Source organism: Reinekea blandensis MED297 (assembly GCF_000153185.1).
In the GTDB taxonomy this organism is placed as follows: Bacteria; Pseudomonadota; Gammaproteobacteria; order Pseudomonadales; family Natronospirillaceae; genus Reinekea; species Reinekea blandensis.
This window is the reverse complement of record NZ_CH724152.1, coordinates 562,855-588,706: the sequence shown is the minus strand read 5'-3', so window position 1 is coordinate 588,706 and position 25,852 is coordinate 562,855. Positions and strand designations below refer to the sequence as shown.

Here is a 25,852-nt window from a genome sequence, read left to right as displayed (position 1 = left end):
AAATGGCAAACGTAACCTTAGAAAAAGTCACCAAAGTTTACTCCAACGGTTTCGAAGCGGTACACGGTATCGACCTTGAAATCAAAGACGGCGAGTTCATGGTCATGGTCGGTCCGTCCGGCTGTGCCAAGTCGACCACGCTGCGCATGCTCGCCGGTCTGGAAAGCATTTCCGGCGGTAAAATCCACATCGGGCAAACGCCGGTGAACAACCTGGCGCCGAAAGATCGCGGCATTGCGATGGTGTTCCAGAACTACGCGCTCTACCCGCACATGACCGTACGTGAAAACCTTGGTTTTGGTCTGAAGCTGGCGCGCCTCGACAAGGCCACCATCGACCAGTACGTCAATGAAGCGGCCGAGCTGCTGGAAATTACCCCGCTGCTCGATCGTCTGCCCCGCCAGCTGTCGGGTGGTCAGGCACAACGTGTTGCCGTTGGCCGGGCGATTGTGAAAAAACCGAGCGTCTTCCTGTTTGACGAACCGTTGTCCAACCTGGACGCCAAACTGCGCGCGTCCATGCGGGTACGCATCTCTGACTTGCACAAGCGCCTGAAAGACTCCAATCAGTCGGCAACTACGGTCTACGTCACCCACGATCAGACCGAAGCCATGACCATGGGCGATCGCATCTGTGTCATGAAAGACGGCCACATCATGCAAGTTGATACGCCGGCCAATCTTTATAAATCACCGGCCAACCTGTTTGTTGCCGGGTTCATCGGGGCACCGGAAATGAACTTCATCGATGCCAACCTGATTAAAACCGACGACGGTCTGGTTCAGGTCAGTTTTGCCGGGCAGACGATCAGCATTGAACAGAAAAAAGCAGAAAAAATTAACGCGGCTCATCACGAGTCGGTCATCTTTGGTATTCGTCCTGAGTTCATCCACCTGGCCACGGACGAGTCGCCAAAAGATCAGGTCGTCACCGGCAAGGTGGTACGGCTTGAGAACATGGGCTCAGAGTTTTACGTCTATCTGATGCTGGGCGATAAACAGTTCTGTGCGCGGATACCCGCCGCTGTGGTGGAAGAACAGCTGAGTCAGTCTCTCGACAGTGACGTGTCGTTCTATTTCGACACCAGCCACTGTCACATTTTCAATCAAGAAACTGAAGAGAACATCTCTCTCTAAAACGTATGAGGTTAAAACAATGATAAGAAAATCCGTACTTTGCCTGTCAATCGGCCTCGCAATGGCCGCCGGCAGCACCGTCGCCCAAGCTGAAGAACTGCGCTTTTCCTGGTGGGGTGGCAACTCCCGTCACGAAGCCACCAATGCGGCTGTAGATGTCTATGAAGCGGCATCCGGCAACGTCGTCAAAACCGAGTACACCGGTTGGGGTGGTCACCTGGAACGTCTGACCACACAAATCGCCGGTAAGACCGAACCAGACCTGATGCAAACCAACTGGAACTGGTTGCCGATCTTTTCTCCGAAAGGCGATGGCTTCCATGATCTGCGCACACTGTCTGCGCAACTGGATTTGTCTCAGTTTGATGAGTCCGCGCTGGCGCTGGGCACCATCGATGGCAAGCTGAACTCACTGCCTGTCTCGATGGCGGCACGTATCTTCTACTTTAACGAAACCGTTTGGGCCGATGCCGGCCTCGACTTCCCAACCACCTGGGATGAACTGATGGCCGCCGGCCCCGTGTTCCAGGAAAAACTGGGCGATAAATACTTCCCGCTGGTGCTGGAAGGCCGCGATGTGATCGCCATGAACCGCTCCTACATGGTGCAGAAATATGGCATTCCGATGATTGACGAAGCCAACCGCACCTTCGCTTATTCCGAAGACCAGATGGTGGAATTCTTCCAACTGTACGCCGACATGGTTGAAAACCATGTTACGCCAAGCAGTAAATACATTGCGTCCTTCGGTGCCGCCAACCTGTACGAACACAAGCCTTGGATCAACGGTGAATGGGCGGGCCTGTACATGTGGAACTCGGCCATTAACAAGTATGGCAACAACCTGCAGCCACCGATGACACTGGCACTGGGTGAGTACCCGATCCTCGACGGTGCGGCCAGCTCCGGTCTGTTCTACAAGCCCGGTCTGATGTTCTCGATTTCCAAAAACTCCGACCAGCCGGAAGAAGCCGCCAAGTTGCTGAACTTCCTGTTGAACGAGAAAGAAGGCATCGAAGTGATGGGTCTGCAGCGTGGCGTTCCATTGAACAAATACGCGCGTGAAGTGCTGGCTGAAAATGGCACGTTGAACAACAGCGACCTGTCCGTTTCTGGCCTGGCGTTAATCAACGAACTGCCGAAGCAAGTACCTACCTCCGGCCACTTCGAAAACCCACAACTGGTTGCCCTGTTCCAGGAAAACATCGAACAGATGGACCACGGACAGAAAACCGTTGAAGAAGCCGCAATGAGCTTTTACAAGCAAGGCGAACGCATCTTGCGACGAGCCATTAAGAAGTAAGCAGATCTCCGGCGAGATTGGTACGAGATCGCCGGACCAGTACCGTTAAATACTGGCAATAATCTGACCATAAACGGGTTGGTGGAGGTGCGCTGTGTCTGAACAAAGCCGCTTCCAGCCAACCGATACGAGCAGAGCTATGTACCCGAACGAAACATCCGTGATGGGTTAAAGGTGAACATCTATGTTAGAAAATTTCAGTTTAAGCAGCAAAGTGGCCATCGTAACCGGGTGCAACACCGGTCTGGGTCAGGGAATGGCTCTGGCGCTGGCCGAAGCCGGCGCGGTGATCGTTGGCGTTAATCTGGCTGAACCCACAGAAACCATCGAACTGTTTGAAAGCAAAGGTCTGACCTTTCACAGCGTTTTGGCTGACATGAGTGACATGAACGCGCCCGAACAGATCGTCAATAACGCCGTTTCTGCATTCGGTAAGGTCGATATTCTGGTCAACAACGCGGGTATCATTCGCCGCAACGACGCCATTGAGTTCAGCGAAAAAGATTGGGACGACGTGATGAATGTGAACATCAAGTCGGTGTTCTTTATGTCACAAGCCTTTGCCCGCCAGGTCATGAAACAAAAAACCAGCGGCAACATCATTAACATCGCGTCCATGCTGTCGTTCCAGGGTGGTATCCGTGTGCCATCTTATACCGCATCAAAAAGTGCCGTTATGGGGGTCACCCGCTTGCTGGCCAATGAATGGGCAGGTCAGGGCATCAACGTCAATGCGATTGCTCCGGGCTACATGGCAACCAACAATACCGAAGCGCTGCGCAATGACGCCGAGCGCTCAAAAGAAATTCTTGATCGAATCCCGGCCGGTCGATGGGGATTGCCCAGCGATGTTGGCGGCCCAGCCGTATTCTTAGCGTCTGAAGCGTCGCGATACATCAATGGCTATACCATCGCCGTCGACGGCGGTTGGTTAGCACGATAATCACAGAGCCAATGAAGATGACTGCAGCCAAGCCTCCCATGTTTTCCATCGCCTGCATCGGTGAATGCATGGTGGAACTGTCCGGTACACCGTTTGCTGAGTTGAAGCAGGGCTTCGGTGGCGACACCTACAACACGGCGGTTTATCTGCGCCGCTGTCTGCCGGATACCGTGGCCGTGCATTACCTCACGGCCATCGGTGAAGATCCGTTGAGTGATGCGCTGGTGACCGCCTGGGCACAGGAAGGCATTCGAACAGAGCTGTGCCCTCGCCTGCCCAACAAAGTCCCGGGGCTGTATCAGATCCTGGTGGATGATCAGGGCGAGCGTTCATTCATCTACTGGCGCAATGATTCGGCTGCTAAATACATGTTCGACCATGAAACACCCGATTCACTGACGGCTAAACTGGCCGGTTTCGATTGGGTTTATTTGTCTGGCATCACACTTGCCATACTGACACACAAGGGTCGCGCATGTTTGTTTGATGCCCTGACCCGCTATAGGGAGAACGGCGGTAAGATCGCTTTCGATAACAACTACCGACCCATGCTTTGGTCATCAACCGATGAAAGCCGTCAGGCGTATCGGATGATGCTGGCCGTCACGGACCTGGCGCTGTTAACCGAAGAAGATGAACAGACCCATTTTGGTTTCGATCGTCCTGAGGCCATTTTCCAACACGCCAACTGCACCGAGATAGTGTTGAAACGCGGCGCAAAAGCTTGCCTGTTAAACGTTCACGGACACCTCTCTGAGGTGCCGGCCCAGGTGATTGAAACCGTCGTTGATACCACCGCGGCTGGGGATTCTTTCGCGGCCGGTTACCTCGCTAAGCGCCTGTTAGGCGCGGAACCAATGGATGCTGCAAGCTGGGGACACACGGTCGCTTCCCGGGTCATTCAAGCGCCGGGGGCCGTCATCAGCAAGCACCTGACAAACGATCTCAAATTAGGACAGTCGGCATGAACACCATCCTCGATTTACTGAAGCCTTTTCGCATCATCCCCGTGGTGGACCTGAACGACGTCGCCGATGGTGAATGGCTGGCGGATCAACTGATTGATGCCGGCCTGCCCGTTGCCGAAATCACGCTGCGCTCACCTAACGCCTTAGCGGTATTGTCCGCGATGAAACAACGGCAACCCGATCTTTGCATCGGCGCAGGCACGGTATTAACCGCCGACCAGGCCCGGCAGGTTAAATCACTCGGCGCTGACTTTGCCGTGAGCCCCGGGTTGAATCCGGCCGTAGTCAGCACCGCCCAGCAGATCAATCTGCCAATGATTCCCGGCGTCTGCACGCCCAGTGAAATCGAACGTGCCCTGTCGATGGATATCACCGCGGTTAAGTTCTTCCCAGCGGAAGCCTCCGGCGGTGTCGCGTTCCTGAAGGCGGTACTGGCGCCTTACGGAATGATGTCCGTGATGCCCACCGGCGGAATTAATCCAGACAACCTGTCAAGCTACCTCAGTATTCCACAGGTCATGGCCTGTGGTGGCAGCTGGTTTGTCAAACCGGAACTGATCCGGGCACGCAAGGCAAAAGACATAATTAATCTGATCAAGACGGCGCTTATCATTGCCGCCGATGTTGATCAGACCACACACTGATAAAATCACCGACCAGGAGAGTGCCAATGTTTATTTACAATTCAGATGTTCCACTGGAAGATCTTGGCGATGGGGTTTCCCGAAAGATCATGGCGTACAGCGACAACATCATGACCGTCGAAGTCCATTTCGACAAAGGCGCAGTGGGCCCGATGCACAGCCACCCGCACGAGCAACTGACCTATGTGCTGTCAGGCGAGTTTGACTTCACCATCGGTGACGAAACCAAGCGCGTTAAGGCCGGTGATACCCTGTATAAAAAACCGAATGTCATGCATGGCTGTGTTTGCGTTGAGCCCGGCGTGCTGTTGGATAACTTCACCCCTATGCGCAAAGACTTTTTAGACTGAGCCACCCGATCACGAATCACTTACGGAGATTATTATGAAAATCGCGCTTATGATGGAAAACAGCCAGGCGGCGAAAAACCCGACTGTGTTGAACGAACTTAAAACGGTTGCTGAACCAATGGGGCACACCCTGTTTAACGTCGGCATGGATGGCGAAAACGACCATCACCTGACTTACATCCATCTGGGCATCATGGCCAGCCTGTTGTTGAACTCAAAAGCTGTGGACTTTGTATTCGCCGGTTGTGGTACGGGCCAGGGCGCTATGATGTCACTGAACGCGCATCCTGGCGTGGTCTGTGGCTATTGTCTGGAACCGTCCGATGCCTTCCTGTTCAATCAGATCAATAACGGCAATGCACTGGCACTGGCGTTTGCCAAAGGCTATGGCTGGGGCGCAGAACTGAATGTGCGCTACATTTTCGAAAAAGCACTGACCGGTGAACGTGGCCAGGGCTATCCGATTGAGCGCCGTGAACCGCAGGTGCGTAACGCTGCCATTCTGAATGATGTCAAAGCGGCCGTGCTGAAAGATAACTATCTTGATACCTTACGCGCGATTGACCCCGAGCTGGTCAAAACCGCCGTGTCAGGCGAGCGTTTTCAGGCCTGTTTTTTTGAAAACAGTCAGGTCGACGAGATCACCAACTACGTGCGTTCGGTTCTCGACGCCTAACGTGTTCAGGGGTGCCCAAACCGGTTTTGGCCACCCCTGACTTAAACGATTAACCACTTGTTTCATAATTGTTTTCGACAGACATAGCATTTCTTTCGACATAGTTTTATAATTTTTGAAACACAATTACACTATTTATAAAACAATTATGGACACGACAAAAAACACTCAGGTAGAACCCGTTTCCTCCGTCATGAAAGTCTTCAGTATTTTGTCTGAACTGGCGGAACATCAATCCATCGGTGTGACCGAACTGTCGGGCAAACTGATGACATCCAAAAGCACCGTTTATCGATTCCTGCAGACCATGAAAATGCTCGGATATGTGCATCAGGAAGGCGAAACCGACAAATACTCGCTCTCGCTTAAACTCTATGAACTCAGTGCCAAAGCCCTGGAATATGTTGACCTGATCGGCAGTGCCGACCGGGTTATGCGCGAGATCGGTGAAGAATCAAAAGAAGCCCTTCACCTGGGCACCATTGATGAAGACCACATTGTTTATGTGCACAAGGTAGACTCGCAATACAACCTGCGCATGCAGTCGAAAGTAGGCGGTCGCAACCCGCTGTACAGTACCGCAATCGGTAAGGTATTACTGGCCGACCGAACCGAACAGGACGTTCGTGAGCTGCTGAAAGACACTGAGTTTTTACCGCATACCGAAAACACCCATAACGATGTGGACTCGCTGATCAAAGAGCTCGACATCGTCCGCGAACAGGGTTTTGGCGAAGACGTTGAGGAACAGGAAACCGGGCTGCGCTGCATCGCCACCCCGATTTTTGACCGCTTTGGACGGGTGATCGCCGGCATGAGTATTTCTTATCCGACACTGCGCCATACGGAAGAAAAGAAAGCGCACTATATTGAGCTGTTGAAGCAGAAGTCACTGGCTGTTTCGGAAGACCTGGGTTTCCATTCAGAAGACTAAGGCCAACGGGGTTCGCCTAACACGCGAACCCTTTCCTTTCATGCCCGGGCAATAACCTCCCTCTTCAGAAATCGTGACCCTGTATGGTCAAGAACCCACCTGACATTCCTGCTGTGCTGAACTGACCGAAACGACCAGTGCTCTACCCTTGCACGATATAAAGCTGATTCATGAAAACAAACAGCCGCTTGTAGAATCACCTTCGATCGGTTGTCTCAGTTTGATCTACTCAAAACTCATGGGTTTTTGAGGCATCTTTTCCACAAACGTCGCTTTGACTCTTTTTGAGATGAGCATGTAAGGAATCCAGATCAATGCAACCACCAGCGTGCGAGCAAACTCCCCCAACGCCTCCGGACCAAACATGGGTTCGCCTGGCAAGATAAAGGACAGCAGCCACGAATCCAGTGGAATAAAAACCAAAGACACGACAACAACAGCGATATATACCTTTGGAAACAGATAGTGTTTGGTGAAGAACAGATAAATCATCACCACCGAAACGATCAACATCAATGAGTTATATAGGGTTTCTCCAATGAGAACCGGGGCCCAGAGCGGATGATAAAACTCCGACCACTGACTCGTTAACAATCCAAAGGTGCCATCGGTGAATATGCCGTAATAGATAGGACCAAAGGTAAACAAAGTACGAAACGGTCCAATCACCACACCAATACCGATCAATATCAGCCAACCACCCAATCCTTGCAGATCATTGCGTTCATTCATCTGTGCATCCTTTTTTATTGAGATTTTTTATTGCCCAACCGATTCAATCGCGACCGAGTTTCTGGCGGCATTTGTGTCGTTACGGTAATCAAGCAAGCATCCTTTGCGTTATGCGGTAACATCCTATCAATGTATTCAAATTGATTACTACAGAAATTTAATGTTTGTTTTCTAAACAGCTCACTTTTTCTCGTTTTCTTGATATAGATCGGTTAGAACGATGACGGTCATTATGTAAAAAGCGACACAAACAACCCGATAAATGCAGCGGCGCTCAGAACAGTTACTGTTCTCATTCTTTTGCATTTTGTTGTAAGGTTCTTCTCAAATGGAATTCTGGCCTAAGCCACCGTGTGTTAACGCAGAAAAGGAATCACGTCATGGGGCAAATACTCTTTAACTTTCATGACGTCATCCTGTTGATGACGACTATGCAATGTCTGTTTTTTGCCCTGATCCTTGCGATAACCAACGAAGCCCGAAGCCGTGGCGTTTTTATGCTGGCAGCCTTCCTGGCCGTGCACGCCAGCATACCTCTTCATGAGCTCATTCTGTGGGGAGGACAGTTCAAACTCTATGTTCGCGAGCATTGGCCACAACTCTATTTTATCGGTGCCACTGCCTATTTTCTTGAAGGAGCGTTACTGTACCTGTGTTTACGCAGTCTGGTCTTTAAGGATTTTCGCTTTCATCCGATGCAGCTGTGGCATCTGATTCCAGCCGGCGCATTTGTCGTCTTTCTCATCGTTACCTTTTACAGTGAATCGACGCCAGTGCGCATGTTTCTGATCAAAAGCGAACGGTACGTCTACGATACCGGCTATGTGTATGCTGATTTTCTCGGGCGCGCATTGCGAGTCGTGTATGGCCTGCTTGGCTTGTGGGTATTGTATCGCTATCGACAGGCACGACTGCAAAGCTTTTCTCAGCTGAATCAACGCGATTTGAAGTGGCTTTGGGGTTTGGTGATCGCCTTTACCTGCGTTTCGGTCATGGAGTGGCTGCTCAGTGTGGCTAAGGTTCGCAACCTGTCTCACCCGATGGACTTCAAGCTCTTTGTTCAATTAGGCCTGACCGGTTATTACCTCAACTTTGCGCTGATGAGTCTGTGGGTATTCATCGGCGTGCGTTACTTCTCCGGTTTTGAAACCGTGAATGAAGCCAGTACTCAACATGAAAAGGCGGCACTTCCTGCGTTTGAATCCGACCCTGGCATTATCGCCGACATCGACGGTAGGATGCGCACTCAAAACTGTTCACCGATCCCGATTTAAAACTCGACACCTTGGCAAACGCCTTTGACTATGGCACGAAAGAGTTTTCAACATTGATTAACCGGCACTTCGGTAAAAACTTCTACGAGTTCGTGAACAGTTATCGTATTCAGGAGGCCACCGACAGGCTGATTGATCCGGCGCATCAAACCGAATCCATCACCGAGGTGTATCTGGCGTCCGGGTTTAACAGTAAGTCGGTGTTTAATACTCTGTTTAAGAAAACTCACGACATGACTCCCAGTCAGTATCGACGGCTCTCGATTCCGGTCACCGTCACTAAAACGGCATAGCCGTTAACGACTCACAGCCTATACGGCATTGGTTAAAACGGCAGACACTCGGTCTGATTTAATCATTCAAATACACAGGAAGTTCGGAACCACATGAAGCAAGACTCACCCTGGAAACTCATTGTACCTGGCATAATATTCGTTGCTGTTTTCTCAACGGGATTCTCGTTGTGGGTCATTACCTTATTAAAGGGTGAGCCCTATGAGTTGTCACTGCAGTATATTAAAGAAAACACCCAAGTCGCTGAAATGATCGGTCAATCCATCGAACCGGGTTGGCCTGTCTTAGGATCGATTACAAACAGCGGTACAGCAGGCCACTCCGACATTTATTACGCCATCCGAGGAGACGTGTCGAAAGCGACTGTGCATGTCAAAGCATCAAAGCACCTGAATGAGTGGCAGCTGGATGAAGTGATCGTGACGCCAACCGACGGTCAAGCCATGGTTCAGACCTTCCACTAGGGCCTGTTAACGATGCTCACTCCTCTTAAGAGACCCCTTTAGACGGCACAGCTGATTTGCCAATCGTTTCACATTTCTAACCCACCGAGTCGAAAATCATCGGGTTTGGCGTTCGTTTGCCGGTAAACGAACGACACACCCTCGTAAAAGTGCCGACACTGCGCCTGTTTGACGATCACAATAAAAACAGGAGATACGCATTGAACAAGACTTTTCAAAAATGGTCTCGCTGGAAGTCGGTCGGACTTCCGGCAATTTTGACCGTCGCCGCAACGTTCATTGGCTGCCAGGACGAAGGCAATAATCCGGACCCGGGGCAACCCTCGACTCTCGCCCCGCTTCATACCCAAGGCACTCAGTGGGTCGATAACCACAACCAGCCTGTCGTGCTGAAAGGCGTCAACCTCGGCAACTGGTTGCTGCAGGAGTTCTGGATGATGGGTCAGGAAACGGATCAGATCGGCGATCAGTGTTCTCTGGAAGCCGTGCTGGATGATCGCTTCGGGTTTGCGGAACGTGAACGACTGATGGATCAGTTCCGGGACAACTGGATCACGGATCGGGATTGGGATCTGTTAGACAGCTTTGGCATCAACGTTGTTCGCCTGCCGTTTATCTGGAACCTCATTGAAGACGAACACAACCCTATGACGCTGCGCGACGATGCCTGGCAATATCTGGATTACGCCATCGACGAAGCGGAGAAACGAGACATCTATGTCATTCTGGATCTGCATGGAGCTGTCGGCGCTCAGGGCTGGGAGCATCACAGTGGCTGCGCCGGACTCAACGAATACTGGGATAACGAAGAGTACCAGGCGCGAACCCGCTGGTTGTGGCAGCAGATTGCGACGCGGTATCGAGACCGTTCGGCTGTTGCCGCCTATGGGGTCCTCAACGAGCCCTGGGGGACCACTCCAGCCAACCTTGCAACTGAGTCGATCGAACTCTACGACGCCATTCGCGACGTCGATGCTGACAAAGTTGTTATTTTACCGGGTCACTCCGCCGGCATTGATGCTTATGAAAAACCCGAGGACATCGGCCTGACCAACGTCGCTCTGGAAATGCATTTCTATCCGGGCATTTTTGGCTGGGGCGAGATCGGCTACGCCGTGCATCGGGATTGGCTGAAATGTGGTGTCGATGGCAACGGCGGCATCTGCGAATGGGACGCTCGTTTGCAGGAGAAAAACGTCCCCTTCCTGGTGGGTGAAATGCAACCCTGGACCGGTTTGGGTCTCGAACTGGGGGCCGAGATTACCCAAGCCACCTACGACCATTACGGCGATCTGGGTTGGGCCAGCACCGCCTGGTCGTATAAGTTGATTACCAATGAAGGCGGCCAGGGTTCCGGACGCTGGGGAATGGTCACCAACAAAGAAACCCTGGGACTGCTAGCAAAAGCCGACACCTGGACAGCGGACTGCAACGCCTGGGACTCGACCCTTGCCAATGCCTGTACCACGCCCGCAACCGAGTTCACGCCCGATCGCAGTGGGATTAATGATTACTACTTTGTCGTCAAGTTTGGCGCCTCTGCCAACACCGGTGCGTTGGACGTGACGGTCGATGGGCTCAGCATTAAAAACGTCGATACCGGGGAGGAACTGCTCATCAACGGCGAGTTTGGTAGCAGCACCGGCTGGACATCCTGGGCCGCCTCAACCTTGCCGACCCTGAACTTTGCCGCAACCGATCCGGCCAAACTGCCGGCCGGTTCCGATGGCACCGCACTGCACATGACCGGCTCGGATGTGAACGGTGGTATCTATCAGCGCATTTCGCTGGACGCTTCAGCGACTTACCGACTTGCCGGTACCTTTAAACGCAATGACAGCCAGGATACCTGGGCTGAGTTTTATCTCGTAGAAGCTCAGCCGGTAAACGGAATCGATGTATTGGTTGAAGGTCCCTTTGCCGCGATCGACTTCAACACCGCGTCAAAAGAGACCATCGAAACCTTGTTTAACGCCTTTGGCGACATGGCTTATGACATCCACGAACCTTTGCGTGACGCCATGACTGCGGACCAGCGCTCGGCATTGTTTGATCTGCCCGATCGGCCATTGAATGTCGCGCTACAGGAAACCGCAGATCAGGTCACGCTCACCTGGGACGCCAGTGCCACCCCGGAAAAAACCACCGGCTATAACGTTTATCGCTCCACCAGTCTGGCGTCGGGATATCAGCCGATCGCGACCAATCTCGATGCGCTGGTGTATGTCGACACCAATGTGTCCGCGACACAAACCTACTATTACCGTGTCCACGCTATGAACGAACAGGACGAGAGCTTCGCCAGCGACGTGGTGCATACCGCGCTCAAGACGATTCCGGTGCCGGGTTTAATCGAAGCGGAAGACATGTCCAACATGCTTGGCATTCAGATTGAAACCTGCAGTGATATTGGCGGTGGTGAGAATGTCGGTTATATGGATCCGGACGACTTTCTTGAATACAGCATCGACGTTGCCGAAGCCGGCACCTATGACATCGCGTACCGAGTCGCCAGCGGCGGAGGCAGCAGCGGTGATCAGGCGTTTCAGATCATGGTAAATGGCACCGTTCTGGATACGCAATCGGTCCCCGATACCGGCGATTGGCAGAACTGGCAAACCATCACCGGCACGGTCGGGTTGGCGGCGGGCGTACAGACACTAAGGATTCAGGTACTGGGTGGCAGCTGGAACCTGAACTGGCTGGATCTGACCCGTTCCGTAGTCCCCTGAGACACCGAAAAACATCCCTAGCCGGTCTTGCGGATGGTATCACCTTCCGCTTGCAGCTCTCAGGTAACGTCCATTGACTTGACGCTCCTCCTTTTGGCGGGGCGTCCGGTTTGACCGTAAAAACCGCACCACCCGATTCGCTCTTACTGTCGTGACGCGACAGCCAATGGCATAAAAGCGCGCAATATCAAAATCCGCAAGAAAATCCCGGTTCATAACAACGGCCATCCCCGCCTGAACCGTTTGCAACGCATCCATTAGACACCATTGCTTGGCACGATATATGTCATCAAACGTCAGGGCTGCCGTATGCAGGTCGGTACGCACATATTGATCCGGATCCAGAAACACATAACCAGACGCCTGCAAACGAAAGCGAATACCGTCATCCAATACACAAGACCCCTCGTCATCGACCAACATCAATTCCATGCCCAACTCCTTTTTCCTCGAGAAAACCATGAAGACAACCACCGAATGATCGGGAACTGGCGTAACTGTCGCTCCTGCTCATCCGCAAGAGAATGGATGCGCGCCAGTACGCTGGCAGACTTCAGATGCTCCGCACTGATCACTTCAACAGACATGGTCCCTGGCTGGTCGATACAACCGCCATAAGCAGAGGGGTTATGTGAACTGAGAATGGCCCATCGCCCCGCGCTCACTTGCTCAAACAGATTCAAGCGTTGTATAGCAATCGGCTCGCCACGACCATCCTCAATCTCGCTTAACTGTCGAAACATTCGAACCTGACTGAGCCGATCCAGGCGATGAAAACCGGCCAGAGCCAGCCGGTCTGCAAACGCTCGACAGACGGTGGGTGATTCGGTCTTGATAATGATGAGTTTCATTGGCGGGTACATCCTTGATGGCTTTGGCTCAGTATTCTGCGTGAACGCGGCCCTAACACCACCCTTGCCGACCAACATGCACATTTGTTTCACAGTTCCGCTCGAAATGTGCAAACAACGTGAAACCCGAACGGACCAATAAAATGATCGGTCATTTATCGTATACTCCGCGCGACATCTGATGAGTGAGAATTATGAGACGCCTGTGGGTAAAGCTGTTCTCGGTGTTGGTCTTGGCTAACATCGCCTTTGCACTGCTCTTGTACTGGGGGTTTACGCTGACCTTCGAGATCGCGTTTCGCAACTACTTGAAAGAACAGGAAGCCCAGAGGTTCACTCCATTGGCAACCGCCCTGGCCGAGATCTATCAAACCGAGCAATCCTGGCAATGGGTGCTCTCAGAGCACGATCGCTGGCGTGAACTGATGGCTGAGTATATCGTCCGACCGGGGGACACCAACCGGCCCGACCGACCGCGACCGTCGTCAGACAATGCCCCGTTTAACAACCCACCACCTCAGAACGATGACTCGACAGTCCAGAGACCGCCGCCAAGGTCGACATTTACCCGCATGCGCCATGGTATGAACCCGCACATTCTGCTGTTCGATCAGGATGGCAACACCGTACTCGGCAATATGCAAAGCCCTGATACCATCTACCGCTTTCCCATCGAAAAGGACGGGCAACCGCTCGGTGAAATCGGCGTTCGTGCCGACTCGGAACTGTTGATCGCCATGCAAGCGGTCATGGATAACCACAACAACCGTCGCTTATTGTTAATTGCCCTCGGGCTTCTGGCCGTCTCGAGTCTGCTCGCTCTTGGGTTGACCACCTGGATTACCCGCCGTATTTTCCGGCTGAAACAAGGCACGTCTGCGTTGGTTCGCGGGCGTTATGACCACCGCTTGGAGGTTCGGGGCAAAGACGTATTGGACAGCCTAGGGGATGATTTTAATGAGCTGGCAGACACGCTCGACACCAACCGGACAGCACACCGACGCTGGATCGCCAGTACGTCTCATGAACTGCGCACTCCAGTCACCATTCTGCAAGGCCAGATCGACGCGCTCAAAGATGGCATTCGACCGGTCACCCCGACATACCTGGATGATCTCAGTCATGACATTCATCGGCTGAACGCATTGATCGACGACCTGCATCAGTTGTCCATGTCTGACGTCGGCGCACTGGACTATCAAAAAGACGATGTTGATCTGGTCGAACTGGTTGGTGATGAACTCGCTAAGCTGAAAACGGCCTTGCCCGAGGGTTTGACGCTGTCGTGGTACCCACCACAAGATCTAGATGTGTTTGTTCTGGGAGATGATCGACGCCTGACACAGCTGATCAATAACCTGATGCAGAACTCCTTACGCTATACCGACGTGCCCGGCTCCATTTCAATAAGCCTCCGTGTGACCAAAAGTCAGGTCACTCTGATCTGGGAAGACAGTGCGCCCGGCGTTCAGGAAGACGATCTCAGTAAACTGACCCAACCACTTTACCGAGCGGAAAGTTCCCGATCCCGAACCGTCGGTGGTTCAGGGCTCGGACTCGCCATCGTCCAAACGATTGTCGACGCTCACAACGGTCAGTTGCTGGCCGAACCCTCAACTTTAGGCGGACTGAAATGGACCATTCACCTGCAACGAGTCACCAGCGGACTATGACACAACACATACTGGTTATCGAAGACGAGTTTCAAATTGCCGCGATCCATCGCGACTACCTGAACGCCGCTGGCTACGAAGTCACCTGTCTGGATGACGGAACGCAAGCTGTCGAGTGGATCCGCGACAACACTCCGGATCTGATCCTTCTCGATCTGATGTTACCCGTCAAAGACGGCCATACGATTTGTCAGGAAGTGCGGCAGTTTTCCAACGTGCCGATCATCATGGTGACTGCCAAGGTCGATGAGATTGATCGCTTGCTGGGTCTGGAACAGGGTGCTGATGACTATATCTGCAAACCGTTCAGTGCACGGGAAGTCGTCGCTCGGGTGCGGGCTGTGCTGCGTCGTCAGGAACCCACCTACTATGAACGCGCGCAGTCGGCACTACAGTTCAATGAAGACACGCTGAGCGTATCCACGGCGTCGACGCAGATTGAACTGACCGTCGTGGAGTTTGAACTGCTCAAAGCGTTGGTCTCGCACCCGGGTAAGATTTTTTCTCGCAGCCGGCTGGCGGCTATTATTTACAGCGACCATCGAATCGTCTCTGAACGGACCATCGACAGTCATATTAAAAAGATCCGGAAAAAGCTGGCGGCGGAGCCTATCAATCTGACCATTCAATCGGTTTACGGTGCCGGATACAAAGCCGAGCCGAATGACGATTCTTGCGATCTCTGATCCACATTACATCCGAAAAAAAGGGAACCGAAGTTCCCCAATCCCGAACCCTGCAAAAGACTCGGTTAAACAGTTTTGGTTTCAGCTTTGGTTTGTCGACGCCGTTGAAGTAACCCTCGGACCGATGGCAAACACACCAACAACAACGACAGAATCAGTAACACGCCGGTCATCGGGCGTTCCCACAAAAAGCTGATGCCGTCATACAACTGAATGGAGCGAGCGAAATTGTTCTCCAGCATCGGCCCGAGAATAAACCCGATCAACAGCGGCGCGAGCGGATAGCCGCCGATACGGAACACCGTCGCCATAACACCAAGACCGACCAGAATCAACAACTCAGTGGCATTGTTCTGTCCGATGTACACACCCATGAGGGTGAAGAACAGAATGAACGGAATCAGATAATTGCGCGGTACTGTCAGCAGCTTGGCGATATACGGAATCAACGGCAGGTTGAGAATCAACAGCACGACGTTACCAATGTACATCGACATGATCACACCCCAGAAAATCTCCGGCTGATCGGTCATCAAACGAGGACCTGGCGTGACGTTTAAAGCCACCAGCGCACCCAACAGAATGGCAGTGGTGCCGCTGCCGGGAATGCCCAACGTCAACAGCGGAACGAATGAACCGGTACAGGCGGCGTTATTGGCAGTTTCCGGTGCCGCCAACCCTTTCACCGACCCCTTACCAAACTCTTCCTGCTCTTTGGGGCTGGAAATATTGCGCTCAACCGCATAACCGAGAAACGAGGCAATGGTGGCCCCCGCCCCCGGCAAAACGCCAATCAGAAACCCCTGAATGGACTGACGACCGACCACCGGTGCCATGGTTTTGGCTTCGTCTTTGGTGATGCGCAGTTGACTGATTTCGTTCTGTTGCTGATCCGGCGTTTTCGACCGTGTCTTATCCAGAATCAGCAAGATAGCCTCAGGCAAGGCAAACATCGCCATGGCCAGAGTGATGAACCCGATGCCCGACTGCAGATCCATCAAGCCCATCGTGAAGCGGGGCATCTGGAACAGTGAGGACTCACCAACTGTAGCGAGCATAAGCCCCAAGCACGTCATCATTAAGGCTTTACTGACCTGACCTCGGCCGGCAAACGCCGCAATGGCCGACAAGCCCAACACCATCAGTGCAAAGTACTCCGCAGAGTGAAATAACAGGGCCACCTGCACCAACGCCGGTGCAAAGCCCATCAGCAACACCGCACCGATAGTGCCTCCGGTAAAGGACGCAATCGCCGCAATGGTCAATGCCTTGCCCGCTTTACCATCACGTGCCATCGGGTAACCATCGAATGAGGTCGCGACCGTACCGGCAACACCCGGCGCGTTGATTAAAATGGACGACGTGGAGCCGCCGAATATTGCGCCATAGTAAACACCCGCTAACAGGATCAGTGCCGCAGATGGGTCACCTAAGGTAATGGCCACCGGAATCATGATGGCGATAATCGACATCGGGCCAAGCCCCGGCAACATGCCGATAAACGTCCCGATCAGACAGCCACCAATCACAATCATGATCATTTTCAGGGACAGAATGGTGGTCAGCCCCGCAAGCATACCTTCCAACATGGCCTACCCTCCGTAAAACACAAACGGCCAGGGCCGCAGAAAAATACCCAGAACCGGATCCACCAGGTACCAGATGCCGAACGCACCGATGGCCGCAATGATGGCCACCTTCAACCAGTTGCGTTCACCGAGCACCATGGCCGACAGCACCAGAAACGACACGGTGGCAAACACGAAGCCCAGGGTTCGCAATAACAGGGCATAGGCCACCATTAAGGCGATGATCATGGCGGTGGTTTTCCAGGCGTACTGGCCAAGTTGACGTCGGTCGATGTCTCCGGCTGGTTCACTCTTGTGCCAGACCGTTAATTGTCCTAACGCCAGTATCAGACCGATCACCGTCAGGATTTTCGGAAACGAACTCGGCCACACCGGGCTGAACTTGGCAAAGGGTGGCAAGGCGGCATCCATGGAAATAAAAGCGGCGTAACCGTACGCCAAACAGAAAGCGAGAAAGGCCAATGACAGCCAGCGTTCAAGAGTCATAACACCCCCTTACAAAAACAATCAGTCACAAACGGGTGAACCGGAGGACCGCACAAAGCGATTTTCCGGTTTCCCCAAGAGGTGTTACAGGAAGCCCAGCTTACGCATCAGATCACCAATGATCTGTTCCTGCTCGGTCAGGTAAGCGGTGAACTCATCACCCGGATTGAAGATGTTCACCCAGCCATTGCGAGCACGAACGGTTTCCCATTCCGGGGTGTCGTACATGGCTTCGAGCACATCGATGTATTGCTGACGTTTTTCTTCGGACATGCCCGGCGCACCGAAGAACCCGCGCCAGTTCACGAACGTAACGTCATAGCCTTGCTCAACCAAGGTCGGTGCCGACTCGTAAGCGGGCACTCGCTCAGGTGAGGTGACGGCAATGATGCGTACTTCACCGGCATCAGCCAGACCAATCGCTTCGGAAAAGCCGGTTGAAAGAATCTGGATTTCACCGGCGAGCAATGCGGCCATCGCCTGACCACCAGCATCGTAAGGCACGTAACGGACCGCGGTTGGTTCTTGCCCTGCCGCTTCAAACGCCATGGCCGGAACCAGATGGTCCATGGACCCCGGAGTGGATCCGCCACCGACCGTGACACTGCGAGGGTCGTCTGCAAAGGCATCAACCAGATCACTGAAGTCCTGGTACGGGCTGTCATTCGCGACCACCAGCGCGGCGTAGTCACCAATGGTGCCGGCGACCATCGTCAAGTCACGAAAGTTCTGCGGAAACACCTTAGTCAGCGAGCGGATCACGATCGGCGTCGAGTTGACCATGAGCGTGTCTTTATTGCTCTCGGCATTTTCGATCAGATAGCCAATGGCTTTACCACCACCACCGCCGGACATGTTTTCGAAACTGGCTTTGCCTACTAGACCAGATTCGGTCAGGGCTTCACCGGTACCACGGGCCGTACCGTCCCAACCACCGCCGGCACCGCCGGGAATCAGAAAGTGGATGGACTCAATGGCGTGATCATCGGCCAGTGTTTGTGTGGCCAGGCCGAGTGACAGGGTGGCGGCGGTCGCAATCGCGACAGCACGGAAATCGAGCTTAAACATATGCAAATGCCTCTTGTTCTGTTGTTGTTATTTGCAAGGCTGACTGTATGAATCGCTCATGGCCCTGAACAGAAAAGGCAAAAAATGGCTTTAAACGCCATAAAGGGAATTAAGTTCATATTGTTCACGGACAGGAAAAACCGGTGACTGCTATACTGACCGGACAACAATAAGTCCAAATAAGCCGTTTTTTGTGCCGTTCGTAACACAGAAGTTCAAACTCAACACCCGACTCATGCTGGCGATGGCGGTCATGGCGACCACCCAGGCGGTATTGATTGGTGGTTTCGCCTGGTTCAACCTCAGTCGCTCGCTTGATGATGAGATCGGCCATCGTGCTCTGGTGGTCGCCAAAACCGTAGCCGCAATGCCGTCCATCATCGATGGCATTCAACAGCGCGATCTGACCTTGTTGGCGTCCCTGACCGAACGACTGACCGACGAGAACGATGCGCTGTTCATTGTGGTCGGCGATCGCGGCATGATCCGTTTGGCGCACCCGAACCCGGAACGGCTGGGTAAGTCGATGGCTGATGACGAAGGTGACCAAGGGCAGACCGCGCTCATACGTGGCATCGCCTACGTGAACAAAGCCGAAGGCAGTCTGGGGCCATCCATGCGTGCCAGGGCGCCGGTCTACGACAGCACCGGTGAAGACATCATCGGCGTGGTCTCCGTCGGTTACTCTCTGAACCAAATCCGTACGCTCATCGCCCGGTACGCCGTCTGGCTGTTGGCGGTCTCCGGTGGCATTCTGCTGTTCAGCATGGGCATTGCCATGGTCATCACCCGACGCCTGAAGCGGGAAATTTTCGGGCTCGAACCGGATGAAATTGCCCGCAGTTTCAAAGAACAGGAAGCCACACTGGAGTCCGTCCGCGAAGGCATTATTGCGATCAACCGTGAAGGCCGGATTACCACTTTTAATCCGCAGGCCATTCGCATGGTGGGTCTCGCCGAAGGCAGCAGTGTCCTTGGGCAGCCCATTCAATCGGTACTGCCCGACTCCGCACTGGAAGACATCATGCAAACCGGCGACGCTCAACTGGATGAAGAAGTTTGGCTAAACGGAACACAAATGATTGTGAACCGGATTCCGTTAAAGCAGAACGACGTCATCGTCGGCGCGGTGTCGAGTTTCCGCCCGCGCAATGAAGTCGATCTGGTCAGTCGTCAGCTGACCCGCATCGAGCAGTACGCGGATACGCTGCGCAGTCAGGCCCACGAGTACTCCAACAAACTGCACACCATCGCCGGCTTGATTCAGCTGAACGCCAAAGAGGATGCACTGCGTTTGATCGGCGCCGAAGCGGTCGATCAACAGAAAGTGCTGGAACTGATTGTGCGCAATATCGACAACCCGGTCGTGGCCGGCTGCCTGCTGGGTAAACACAGCCGCGCTAAAGAGATGGGGCTGAAGCTTAATTTCGATCCGGACAGTCAACTGTCGGACCTACCCGGCTCACTGTCCGCCGATCAACTCGTCTCGCTGTTGGGCAACCTGATCGATAACGCGCTGGAAGCCACGCGTCAGGAGCGCGGTGCAGGCGGTGAGGTGCAACTCAGTATGACGGATCTGGGGCATGACCTGATCATCGAAGTTCAGGATCAGGGGCCCGGCATTCCGCCGGAGCAAGCCGAACAGATTTTCCAAAAAGGCTTCACCAGTAAAGCCGATGGTGATCATGGCCTGGGCCTGCATCTGGTGCAGACGATTATCGACCATTGCGGTGGCACCATTCACTTTGAGCCTGTACTGCCAACCGGTACACGCGTTATCTGTTACATCCCGAAACGAGGCCAGGATCACCGATGAATGCCCTGAGAACCATCCGTACCATCATCGTTGAAGACGACCCTCAGGTCGCCGAAATTCAGCGCCGGTTTTTGGAGAAAATCGACGGCATCGAACTGGTGGGCATTGCTCATTCGATGGCCGAAGCGGACGATCTGGTTGATATTTTCAAGCCCGACCTCGCCCTGCTCGACGTGCATTTTCCTGAAGGTAATGGTCTCGACCTGTTACGACAGTGGCGCGCCGATCACCGCGATGTTGATGTGATTCTGATCACCGCCGCCAACGAAGTTGATACCCTGCGCAGTGCATTACACGCGGGCGTCTTTGAGTTCATTTTAAAACCGTTAGTGCTGCAACGACTCGTCGATGCCATCGAACGTTTCCGCAGCCATCTGACCACGCTTGAACAACTCGACACCCTCGATCAAAGCGGATTGGATACGCTGATCATCCCACCCGGTGACTCACAAACCGGTAAAGCATCGAAGTCCCCAACGCGATTACCGAAAGGCATCGACGCCCTGACTCTGGAAACCATCGAGCAACAAATGCAAAGCGGCGAGGCACTGACCGCCGAAGAAGTGGGCCAGGCCATCGGGTCGTCTCGCACCACGGCGCGTCGTTATCTGGAATATCTGGTCGGTCAGGAACGTCTGCGCGCCGAAGTGAATTACGGCACCGTCGGGCGACCAGAACGACGCTATCGCATTAATGCCTGAACGCACCTGTTCAGTCCTTAACAGTTATCGATGATCAACCGCGGTTCTCTGCCTCACAGCATTTTTATTTCCCCGCTCTTCATGCGCTGAGCTTTTAAGACGCAACTCTTTGGATTTAAAAGACCAAACCATTGACCTTGTTTTGATTCAAAATGAATCACTGCAAGCCCCTGTTTTTTCGTGCCCGATCACAAAACATTTAACTCGAACAAAGACAGTGCCCAAGGTGTGAACTGCTTCGAAATGGGTGAGGTGAAACCGGATACCATCATGTAAACGCTTACATAAAAAAGGTAGGGAGTACCTGAACATGAAGAAACCGTCACCACTGAACCTGAAACCGTCGAGGCTTGCCATGGCTTGCGGCAGCTTACTGATGATCATGCAGCTATCCGCCTGCAACGACATCAGCATAGAAACACCGGCGGATGAGTCGAGCAACACGAACGAAATCGCCGAAAACGATTATGCCGCACTGGAAGCACAAGCCGCTCAGGACGTACCGGTCGCCGAAGCCGTTGTTGAACCGGATTGGATGGTCGAAGTCTTCGCAGGCTGTGACTATCAAGGCGCGTCCGCAAAGCTGACGTTGGGTGATTTCAACATGGGTGATTTGGGCAACGTTGGTATCGGCAACGACACCATTTCCTCCGTCCGGGTTCAGCCCGGTTACGAACTCGATCTGTTTCAGCACATCGACTTCAAAGGCAACAGTGTCCACCTGACCGAGGACAACAGCTGTTTAACCGATGTCAGCTTTGACAACGATGCAACCTCACTCAAAGTCACTGAAGTACCGTGGGTGGCCAAAGTCTACGACCAGTGCAACTTCGAGGGCCGCGTTGCCCGCTTGAGTGTCGCCGATTACAACATGCGCGACCTTGCCGTGTTAGGTCTGGCAAACGATTCGATCTCATCTGTTCGTGTACAACCGGGCTATGCGCTGGAGTTGTTTCAACACATCAATTACAACGGTAAAGCCCAACTGTTCACCAGCGACGATGACTGCTTAACTGACGATGATTGGAACAATGATGCGACCTCACTTAAAGTCACCCGCGACTTAAAATCGGCTGCGGCTTGCCTGTACGATCTGCCGGGATTCGGCGGCGGTGAACTCTGTGTCGGTACCGGTGAGTTCAATGTGCCCACTTTCTGGAATGATAAAGTCAGTTCCATTTCGGTCTCCGAAGGCTACGTCATCGACATCTATCAGGACATTAATTTTAAAGGACAAACCACCCAGCTCAGCGGCTCGCTCGAAAACCTGACTGATCTGGGTTACAACAACGACCTGACATCCTTCAAAGTCCGTAAAGTTGACTATGGTTGCGAGGCGGGACTCCGTTGCGATCTGACACCGGACGTGACAGGCATCGCCGCAACCAATCTGGAAGGACAAACGCCGAAGAAAGGCGATACCCTTCGTCTGTCGGCGACGCTAAACAACAGCTCCGGTCAACAAGGCTGGATAACCGTGACGCCCTACCTGACCAGTCAACGCTTTAATGACTATCAGGATGTGCAGTTACCGGCAACCCAAGTCAAACTGACCGGCGCGCAAACACAAACCATTGCTATTGCGGTGGGACCGTTTATTACCGATCTGCGAAACAGCAAACGCTACGCCATCGGCTCGGGGGATTATGAGCTTAATCGGGTGGTGATTTCCAACCCGCATCAAGTGACTCGCGAGGATACAAACTATCAGGGTAAAACCTTTACCGTCGCAACGTCCAATGCTGTGTTCCCGGCCATTGCCTATGACGATGATTACTTCGCCCGACTGAACTGGACGAGCCAGCCTGGTGACTACGTTACTGAAGTATTTACCCGGCCAAGTGAGTTGTTCAATGACCTTAACAACAGCTACACCTATCACGCAGGCGGGCTCGATGAGATGCTCGATATGAAGCATCTGTCGGCACCGGTTCTGGGCTTCGACTTTGACCCCGATTATCCGGAAGGCGGTTGTGAGCAAGCGACCGCGCATATCACTAAAACCTTGGGGTTGGCTCAACGCTGGGGCGGCAAAGTCAGCACCAACACCAACCACCATGGTTTTGACTACGCGGTCGTCATGACACCTGAGTGGGGTGGCGGTGTTGCCTGCGGTTGGATCAACGTACAGATCAGCGGCTTCATCGGCAATGATCTCGACCGACAGCAGATCGTGATGATTCATGAATCCGGCCACTTATTCGGTGCGCCACACTGCGACCCGATACAGGGCTACGTGATGTGCTCAGGCGAAAAGCACGACCACTATCAGAACCAGGATCTGTTTGTCTGGCACCGGGTCTCGCGTGAAAAACTTAAGGATCGGTTTGAGTAACTCTGAACGTTCTTAGTCACAAAAAAAGCCGCTGAGTTCAGCGGCTTATCCTGTTAAACCCGTAGGCTTACGATTCCGGGTCGTTATTGTCATCCTTGGCTTGATAGGAGTAAATCATAAATCCCGCGACCACGGCGAACGTCATACCAATGGATGCAACATAATTTCGAGTTTCAGGGACGGCGACACCCAATGCCAGCCCTAAAGCCGAAACGATAATGGTAATTAAAATGACCCAATTAACGAATTTCATCATGCTTTCCTCATCCGGAGATAGGACAAAGAACCCTTTCATAAAATCTCAGCTCGAATGCTCCATTGGCGCTCACTCCAGTCGTTAAACCCGTCCACTGTTGCCAGCCTTCACCCGCTCCGAACCGGAGTAAAACGACAAACCCGATGCGGCGAAATTAACCATCCATTGGTGATGACTGACCCTAATGTTAGTCACATCACCACAGTAAATAAGTGCCTAAAGTCCTTAAATACAACCCACCCGTTCTTATGTCGTAATGGGGTATGGGTAATGGGATAACGGCCTGATAATTACTCGCATTCGTGTTATGACTTAAAAGCACCAGCGGTTGTATTTGACCTGCTAAGATTGGGAAAACAAGAATGGTTGTTAACTACTGCGATGCTACATCCAGCCGACGAATCTTCTCCGCGAGATGCTCACTCCATGCTTGGTAGGCAAGCGCGCCCGGATGAAAACCATCGGCGGCAATCTCTTCTTCGTCACCCCGATAAGGCACCTGAACAAACTTACAGCGCGTATCACTTTGGGCCACCCGATCCATAATGATGTTGAACTGCTTTGCCCGCAGCCCTAACCACCAACGCAGTGGGTTCGGCAGTGCCGGAAACAAATGCATGGGCGGCACACTGGAAAGATAAACATGTCGACAGCAAAACTCATGACACAGGATAGAAACCAATTCGGTGAGATTCTGTTCCCAGACATCACTGCGGGTCATTGACGTCACGTCATTCACTCCGACCGACACCACCGCCACGTCCCAGGGTTTACGGGGTAAGCTCTTCAGGGTAGATAACACCTGTGCGGAGGTGTTCGCGGTTTTCGCCTCCAATAGCCATTCAACCTCATGCGTCTTTGCTAATGTTGACACCAGCTGGCCGCACAGTGCCTGATCCTGCTGCTCGACGCCAACACCTGCTGCCGCGGAGTCGCCAATGACCAACAGTCGTACCAATTCACCTTGACCCGAGTGTCCGAACCGTGGGCCGACCGGTTCCGGCAGGAGAGGCGTAACCCGCCGTACATACTTTCCCTGGGCTATTAAAATGGGGGCTAAAACAATGAGAGATAGGGGGTATAACATGACTGGCTCCTTGTGTTTAACCGACACTCCGAAAGATCCAAAAACAGATAACACAAACTACTGCCGAACAGGCAGCTCAACACGTACCGCCAGACCTCCCAATGTTGAGCGTTGAAAAGACCACCGTCCAGAGTAACTGGCCACGACTTCCTGGCATATGTGTAATCCTAAACCCTGGTGGTCTGACCCGGACTCATCACGCGTCACCCCTCGTTGGCTGAGGACATCATACTCGTCTTTGGCAAGACCAGGACCGTCGTCTTCAACGGTTAATATCCATTGATCAGATGACTGAATAATGGATAACCGGATATCGGTATGAGCAAAACGCCAGGCATTATCCAGCAAATTACCAATCAACTCTAACATGTCATCCCGATCATAAGGCATGGCCCCGTCAGGAACGTTCAGCGTCAACGAGACATTGCGGGAATGTTGCCGATTTAGCAGTGTCTTCAACACAGGCAAGTCGACGTTTGGCTGAAACCGCTTGCCCGGCGTTGGCGTTCCTGAAATCGACGCGCGACGAAGCTCTCGTATGACCAGCGTCTGGAGTTGATCGTACAGAAGTTTCAGTTCTGCTGAATGCTCACCATGATGATGTTCAGATAGCCAGCGAAGGTTTTGCAGCGGGCGCTTCAGCTCATGAGCCAGGTTGCCAATGGCAGTACGACTGCGCTGTAACTGCTTGGCCGACCGTTGCAGAGTCTGCTCAATTTCCCAGACTAAATCAGCAACTTCCGCAGGCACTTCGGTTGGGAACCGAAGTTCATCGCCTTCATGCATGGCTTTTAATGCACGATGAATTCCAGCAAAAATGGAAAAGTTACGGTTAATGATACTTTTTTGTACCC

The 25,852-nt window shown here is 52.9% G+C and carries 26 protein-coding genes; 17 read left to right on the top strand and 9 right to left on the bottom strand.

The features are described 5' to 3' along the window. Positions 1–2: 2 nt before the first annotated feature. The 8 genes from MED297_RS14305 to kdgR all read left to right on the top strand — a co-directional run bounded on the left by MED297_RS14305 (position 3) and on the right by kdgR (position 6,954). Positions 3–1,136, top strand: a complete 1,134-nt coding sequence (locus MED297_RS14305; protein ID WP_008046110.1) for an ABC transporter ATP-binding protein — start codon at positions 3–5, stop codon at positions 1,134–1,136. A gap of 19 nt (positions 1,137–1,155) precedes the next feature. Then, positions 1,156–2,439 carry an ABC transporter substrate-binding protein gene (locus MED297_RS14300; RefSeq protein ID WP_154650956.1) on the top strand — a complete coding sequence of 428 codons (1,284 nt, stop codon included), beginning with the start codon at positions 1,156–1,158 and terminating at the stop codon, positions 2,437–2,439. 184 nt (positions 2,440–2,623) lie between these two features. Beyond that, complete coding sequence (gene kduD, locus MED297_RS14295; RefSeq protein ID WP_008046106.1) at positions 2,624–3,382, top strand: 2-dehydro-3-deoxy-D-gluconate 5-dehydrogenase KduD; 759 nt, start codon at positions 2,624–2,626, stop codon at positions 3,380–3,382. A 17-nt stretch (positions 3,383–3,399) separates the two neighbouring features. After that, complete coding sequence (locus MED297_RS14290; RefSeq protein WP_008046104.1) at positions 3,400–4,350, top strand: sugar kinase; 951 nt, start codon at positions 3,400–3,402, stop codon at positions 4,348–4,350. Continuing rightward, the gene (gene eda / locus MED297_RS14285) at positions 4,347–4,994 is read left to right on the top strand and encodes a bifunctional 4-hydroxy-2-oxoglutarate aldolase/2-dehydro-3-deoxy-phosphogluconate aldolase (protein WP_008046103.1); all 648 of its coding nucleotides are present in this window, start codon (positions 4,347–4,349) and stop codon (positions 4,992–4,994) included. Before MED297_RS14290 ends, eda begins: the two co-directional genes overlap by 4 nt. 26 nt (positions 4,995–5,020) lie before the next feature. Continuing rightward, positions 5,021–5,344: a cupin domain-containing protein gene (locus tag MED297_RS14280; RefSeq protein WP_008046102.1), complete on the top strand. Its 324-nt coding sequence runs from the start codon at positions 5,021–5,023 to the stop codon at positions 5,342–5,344. Between the two features lie 34 nt (positions 5,345–5,378). Then, complete coding sequence (locus MED297_RS14275; protein ID WP_008046101.1) at positions 5,379–6,020, top strand: RpiB/LacA/LacB family sugar-phosphate isomerase; 642 nt, start codon at positions 5,379–5,381, stop codon at positions 6,018–6,020. A gap of 148 nt (positions 6,021–6,168) precedes the next feature. Continuing rightward, positions 6,169–6,954 carry a DNA-binding transcriptional regulator KdgR gene (kdgR, locus tag MED297_RS14270; RefSeq protein ID WP_008046100.1) on the top strand — a complete coding sequence of 262 codons (786 nt, stop codon included), beginning with the start codon at positions 6,169–6,171 and terminating at the stop codon, positions 6,952–6,954. Between the two features lie 225 nt (positions 6,955–7,179). On the opposite strand, the gene MED297_RS14265 is transcribed toward kdgR, so the two are convergent. After that, entirely contained in the window at positions 7,180–7,686 is a 507-nt protein-coding gene (locus MED297_RS14265) for a DUF2569 domain-containing protein (protein WP_008046099.1), read from the bottom strand. Between the two features lie 380 nt (positions 7,687–8,066). Between MED297_RS14265 and MED297_RS14260 the strand changes: the two genes are divergently transcribed. The 4 genes from MED297_RS14260 (at position 8,067) to MED297_RS14250 (ending at position 12,450) form a co-directional block, all read left to right on the top strand. Next, a complete protein-coding gene (locus MED297_RS14260; RefSeq protein ID WP_008046098.1) occupies positions 8,067–8,960 on the top strand; it encodes a hypothetical protein in 894 nt (297 codons plus the stop codon). 11 nt (positions 8,961–8,971) lie between these two features. After that, on the top strand, positions 8,972–9,253 hold the full coding sequence (locus MED297_RS21440) for a helix-turn-helix domain-containing protein (protein WP_008046097.1): 282 nt from the start codon (positions 8,972–8,974) through the stop codon (positions 9,251–9,253). Positions 9,254–9,346: 93 nt separating this feature from the next. Beyond that, positions 9,347–9,718, top strand: a complete 372-nt coding sequence (locus tag MED297_RS14255; protein ID WP_050762926.1) for a cytochrome c oxidase assembly factor Coa1 family protein — start codon at positions 9,347–9,349, stop codon at positions 9,716–9,718. Between the two features lie 200 nt (positions 9,719–9,918). Further along, on the top strand, positions 9,919–12,450 hold the full coding sequence (locus MED297_RS14250) for a cellulase family glycosylhydrolase (protein ID WP_008046092.1): 2,532 nt from the start codon (positions 9,919–9,921) through the stop codon (positions 12,448–12,450). 39 nt (positions 12,451–12,489) lie between these two features. On the opposite strand, the gene MED297_RS14245 is transcribed toward MED297_RS14250, so the two are convergent. Further along, a complete protein-coding gene (locus tag MED297_RS14245; protein ID WP_008046090.1) occupies positions 12,490–12,882 on the bottom strand; it encodes a hypothetical protein in 393 nt (130 codons plus the stop codon). Then, complete coding sequence (locus MED297_RS14240; protein ID WP_008046088.1) at positions 12,873–13,301, bottom strand: hypothetical protein; 429 nt, start codon at positions 13,299–13,301, stop codon at positions 12,873–12,875. Before MED297_RS14240 ends, MED297_RS14245 begins: the two co-directional genes overlap by 10 nt. A gap of 194 nt (positions 13,302–13,495) precedes the next feature. Between MED297_RS14240 and MED297_RS14235 the strand changes: the two genes are divergently transcribed. Both MED297_RS14235 and MED297_RS14230 read left to right on the top strand, forming a co-directional pair. Beyond that, a complete protein-coding gene (locus MED297_RS14235; protein WP_008046087.1) occupies positions 13,496–14,974 on the top strand; it encodes an ATP-binding protein in 1,479 nt (492 codons plus the stop codon). Continuing rightward, positions 14,971–15,660 carry a response regulator gene (locus tag MED297_RS14230; protein WP_008046084.1) on the top strand — a complete coding sequence of 230 codons (690 nt, stop codon included), beginning with the start codon at positions 14,971–14,973 and terminating at the stop codon, positions 15,658–15,660. Before MED297_RS14235 ends, MED297_RS14230 begins: the two co-directional genes overlap by 4 nt. A gap of 65 nt (positions 15,661–15,725) precedes the next feature. On the opposite strand, the gene MED297_RS14225 is transcribed toward MED297_RS14230, so the two are convergent. From MED297_RS14225 to MED297_RS14215, 3 genes are all read right to left on the bottom strand, one after another. Then, the gene (locus tag MED297_RS14225; RefSeq protein ID WP_008046083.1) at positions 15,726–17,249 is read right to left on the bottom strand and encodes a tripartite tricarboxylate transporter permease; all 1,524 of its coding nucleotides are present in this window, start codon (positions 17,247–17,249) and stop codon (positions 15,726–15,728) included. 3 nt (positions 17,250–17,252) lie between these two features. Then, positions 17,253–17,735: a tripartite tricarboxylate transporter TctB family protein gene (locus MED297_RS14220; protein WP_008046081.1), complete on the bottom strand. Its 483-nt coding sequence runs from the start codon at positions 17,733–17,735 to the stop codon at positions 17,253–17,255. Between the two features lie 84 nt (positions 17,736–17,819). Next, entirely contained in the window at positions 17,820–18,803 is a 984-nt protein-coding gene (locus MED297_RS14215; protein ID WP_008046079.1) for a tripartite tricarboxylate transporter substrate binding protein, read from the bottom strand. 193 nt (positions 18,804–18,996) lie between these two features. Here MED297_RS14215 and MED297_RS14210 point away from each other — a divergent pair, with 193 nt between their 5' ends. From MED297_RS14210 to MED297_RS14200, 3 genes are all read left to right on the top strand, one after another. After that, a complete protein-coding gene (locus MED297_RS14210) occupies positions 18,997–20,619 on the top strand; it encodes an ATP-binding protein (protein WP_008046077.1) in 1,623 nt (540 codons plus the stop codon). Continuing rightward, on the top strand, positions 20,616–21,320 hold the full coding sequence (locus MED297_RS14205) for a response regulator (protein ID WP_008046076.1): 705 nt from the start codon (positions 20,616–20,618) through the stop codon (positions 21,318–21,320). Before MED297_RS14210 ends, MED297_RS14205 begins: the two co-directional genes overlap by 4 nt. Before the next feature lie 310 nt (positions 21,321–21,630). Next, positions 21,631–23,655 carry a beta/gamma crystallin-related protein gene (locus tag MED297_RS14200; RefSeq protein ID WP_008046074.1) on the top strand — a complete coding sequence of 675 codons (2,025 nt, stop codon included), beginning with the start codon at positions 21,631–21,633 and terminating at the stop codon, positions 23,653–23,655. Between the two features lie 67 nt (positions 23,656–23,722). Here the strand turns inward: MED297_RS14200 and MED297_RS14195 are convergent, their stop codons facing one another. The 3 genes from MED297_RS14195 to MED297_RS14185 form a co-directional block, all read right to left on the bottom strand. Next, positions 23,723–23,911, bottom strand: coding sequence for a hypothetical protein (locus tag MED297_RS14195; RefSeq protein ID WP_154650954.1), 189 nt, complete (start codon positions 23,909–23,911; stop codon positions 23,723–23,725). A gap of 373 nt (positions 23,912–24,284) precedes the next feature. Continuing rightward, positions 24,285–24,998 carry an SGNH/GDSL hydrolase family protein gene (locus MED297_RS14190; RefSeq protein ID WP_008046070.1) on the bottom strand — a complete coding sequence of 238 codons (714 nt, stop codon included), beginning with the start codon at positions 24,996–24,998 and terminating at the stop codon, positions 24,285–24,287. Positions 24,999–25,055: 57 nt separating this feature from the next. Next, on the bottom strand, positions 25,056–25,852 hold a 797-nt coding region (locus MED297_RS14185), incomplete at its 5' end, for an ATP-binding protein (protein WP_008046067.1).

Coding starts and splice junctions, on each gene's coding strand:
- MED297_RS14245 (WP_008046090.1), bottom strand. CDS start 12,882: ATGGAATTGATGTTGGTCGATGACGAGGGGTCTTGTGTATTGGATGAC.
- MED297_RS14265 (WP_008046099.1), bottom strand. CDS start 7,686: ATGAATGAACGCAATGATCTGCAAGGATTGGGTGGTTGGCTGATATTG.
- MED297_RS14235 (WP_008046087.1), top strand. CDS start 13,496: ATGAGACGCCTGTGGGTAAAGCTGTTCTCGGTGTTGGTCTTGGCTAAC.
- kduD (WP_008046106.1), top strand. CDS start 2,624: ATGTTAGAAAATTTCAGTTTAAGCAGCAAAGTGGCCATCGTAACCGGG.
- MED297_RS14200 (WP_008046074.1), top strand. CDS start 21,631: ATGAAGAAACCGTCACCACTGAACCTGAAACCGTCGAGGCTTGCCATG.
- MED297_RS14215 (WP_008046079.1), bottom strand. CDS start 18,803: ATGTTTAAGCTCGATTTCCGTGCTGTCGCGATTGCGACCGCCGCCACC.
- MED297_RS14300 (WP_154650956.1), top strand. CDS start 1,156: ATGATAAGAAAATCCGTACTTTGCCTGTCAATCGGCCTCGCAATGGCC.
- MED297_RS14255 (WP_050762926.1), top strand. CDS start 9,347: ATGAAGCAAGACTCACCCTGGAAACTCATTGTACCTGGCATAATATTC.
- MED297_RS14290 (WP_008046104.1), top strand. CDS start 3,400: ATGACTGCAGCCAAGCCTCCCATGTTTTCCATCGCCTGCATCGGTGAA.
- MED297_RS14190 (WP_008046070.1), bottom strand. CDS start 24,998: ATGTTATACCCCCTATCTCTCATTGTTTTAGCCCCCATTTTAATAGCC.
- eda (WP_008046103.1), top strand. CDS start 4,347: ATGAACACCATCCTCGATTTACTGAAGCCTTTTCGCATCATCCCCGTG.
- kdgR (WP_008046100.1), top strand. CDS start 6,169: ATGGACACGACAAAAAACACTCAGGTAGAACCCGTTTCCTCCGTCATG.
- MED297_RS14305 (WP_008046110.1), top strand. CDS start 3: ATGGCAAACGTAACCTTAGAAAAAGTCACCAAAGTTTACTCCAACGGT.
- MED297_RS14225 (WP_008046083.1), bottom strand. CDS start 17,249: ATGTTGGAAGGTATGCTTGCGGGGCTGACCACCATTCTGTCCCTGAAA.
- MED297_RS14205 (WP_008046076.1), top strand. CDS start 20,616: ATGAATGCCCTGAGAACCATCCGTACCATCATCGTTGAAGACGACCCT.
- MED297_RS14260 (WP_008046098.1), top strand. CDS start 8,067: ATGGGGCAAATACTCTTTAACTTTCATGACGTCATCCTGTTGATGACG.
- MED297_RS14220 (WP_008046081.1), bottom strand. CDS start 17,735: ATGACTCTTGAACGCTGGCTGTCATTGGCCTTTCTCGCTTTCTGTTTG.
- MED297_RS14275 (WP_008046101.1), top strand. CDS start 5,379: ATGAAAATCGCGCTTATGATGGAAAACAGCCAGGCGGCGAAAAACCCG.
- MED297_RS14195 (WP_154650954.1), bottom strand. CDS start 23,911: ATGATGAAATTCGTTAATTGGGTCATTTTAATTACCATTATCGTTTCG.
- MED297_RS14280 (WP_008046102.1), top strand. CDS start 5,021: ATGTTTATTTACAATTCAGATGTTCCACTGGAAGATCTTGGCGATGGG.
- MED297_RS14240 (WP_008046088.1), bottom strand. CDS start 13,301: ATGAAACTCATCATTATCAAGACCGAATCACCCACCGTCTGTCGAGCG.
- MED297_RS14230 (WP_008046084.1), top strand. CDS start 14,971: ATGACACAACACATACTGGTTATCGAAGACGAGTTTCAAATTGCCGCG.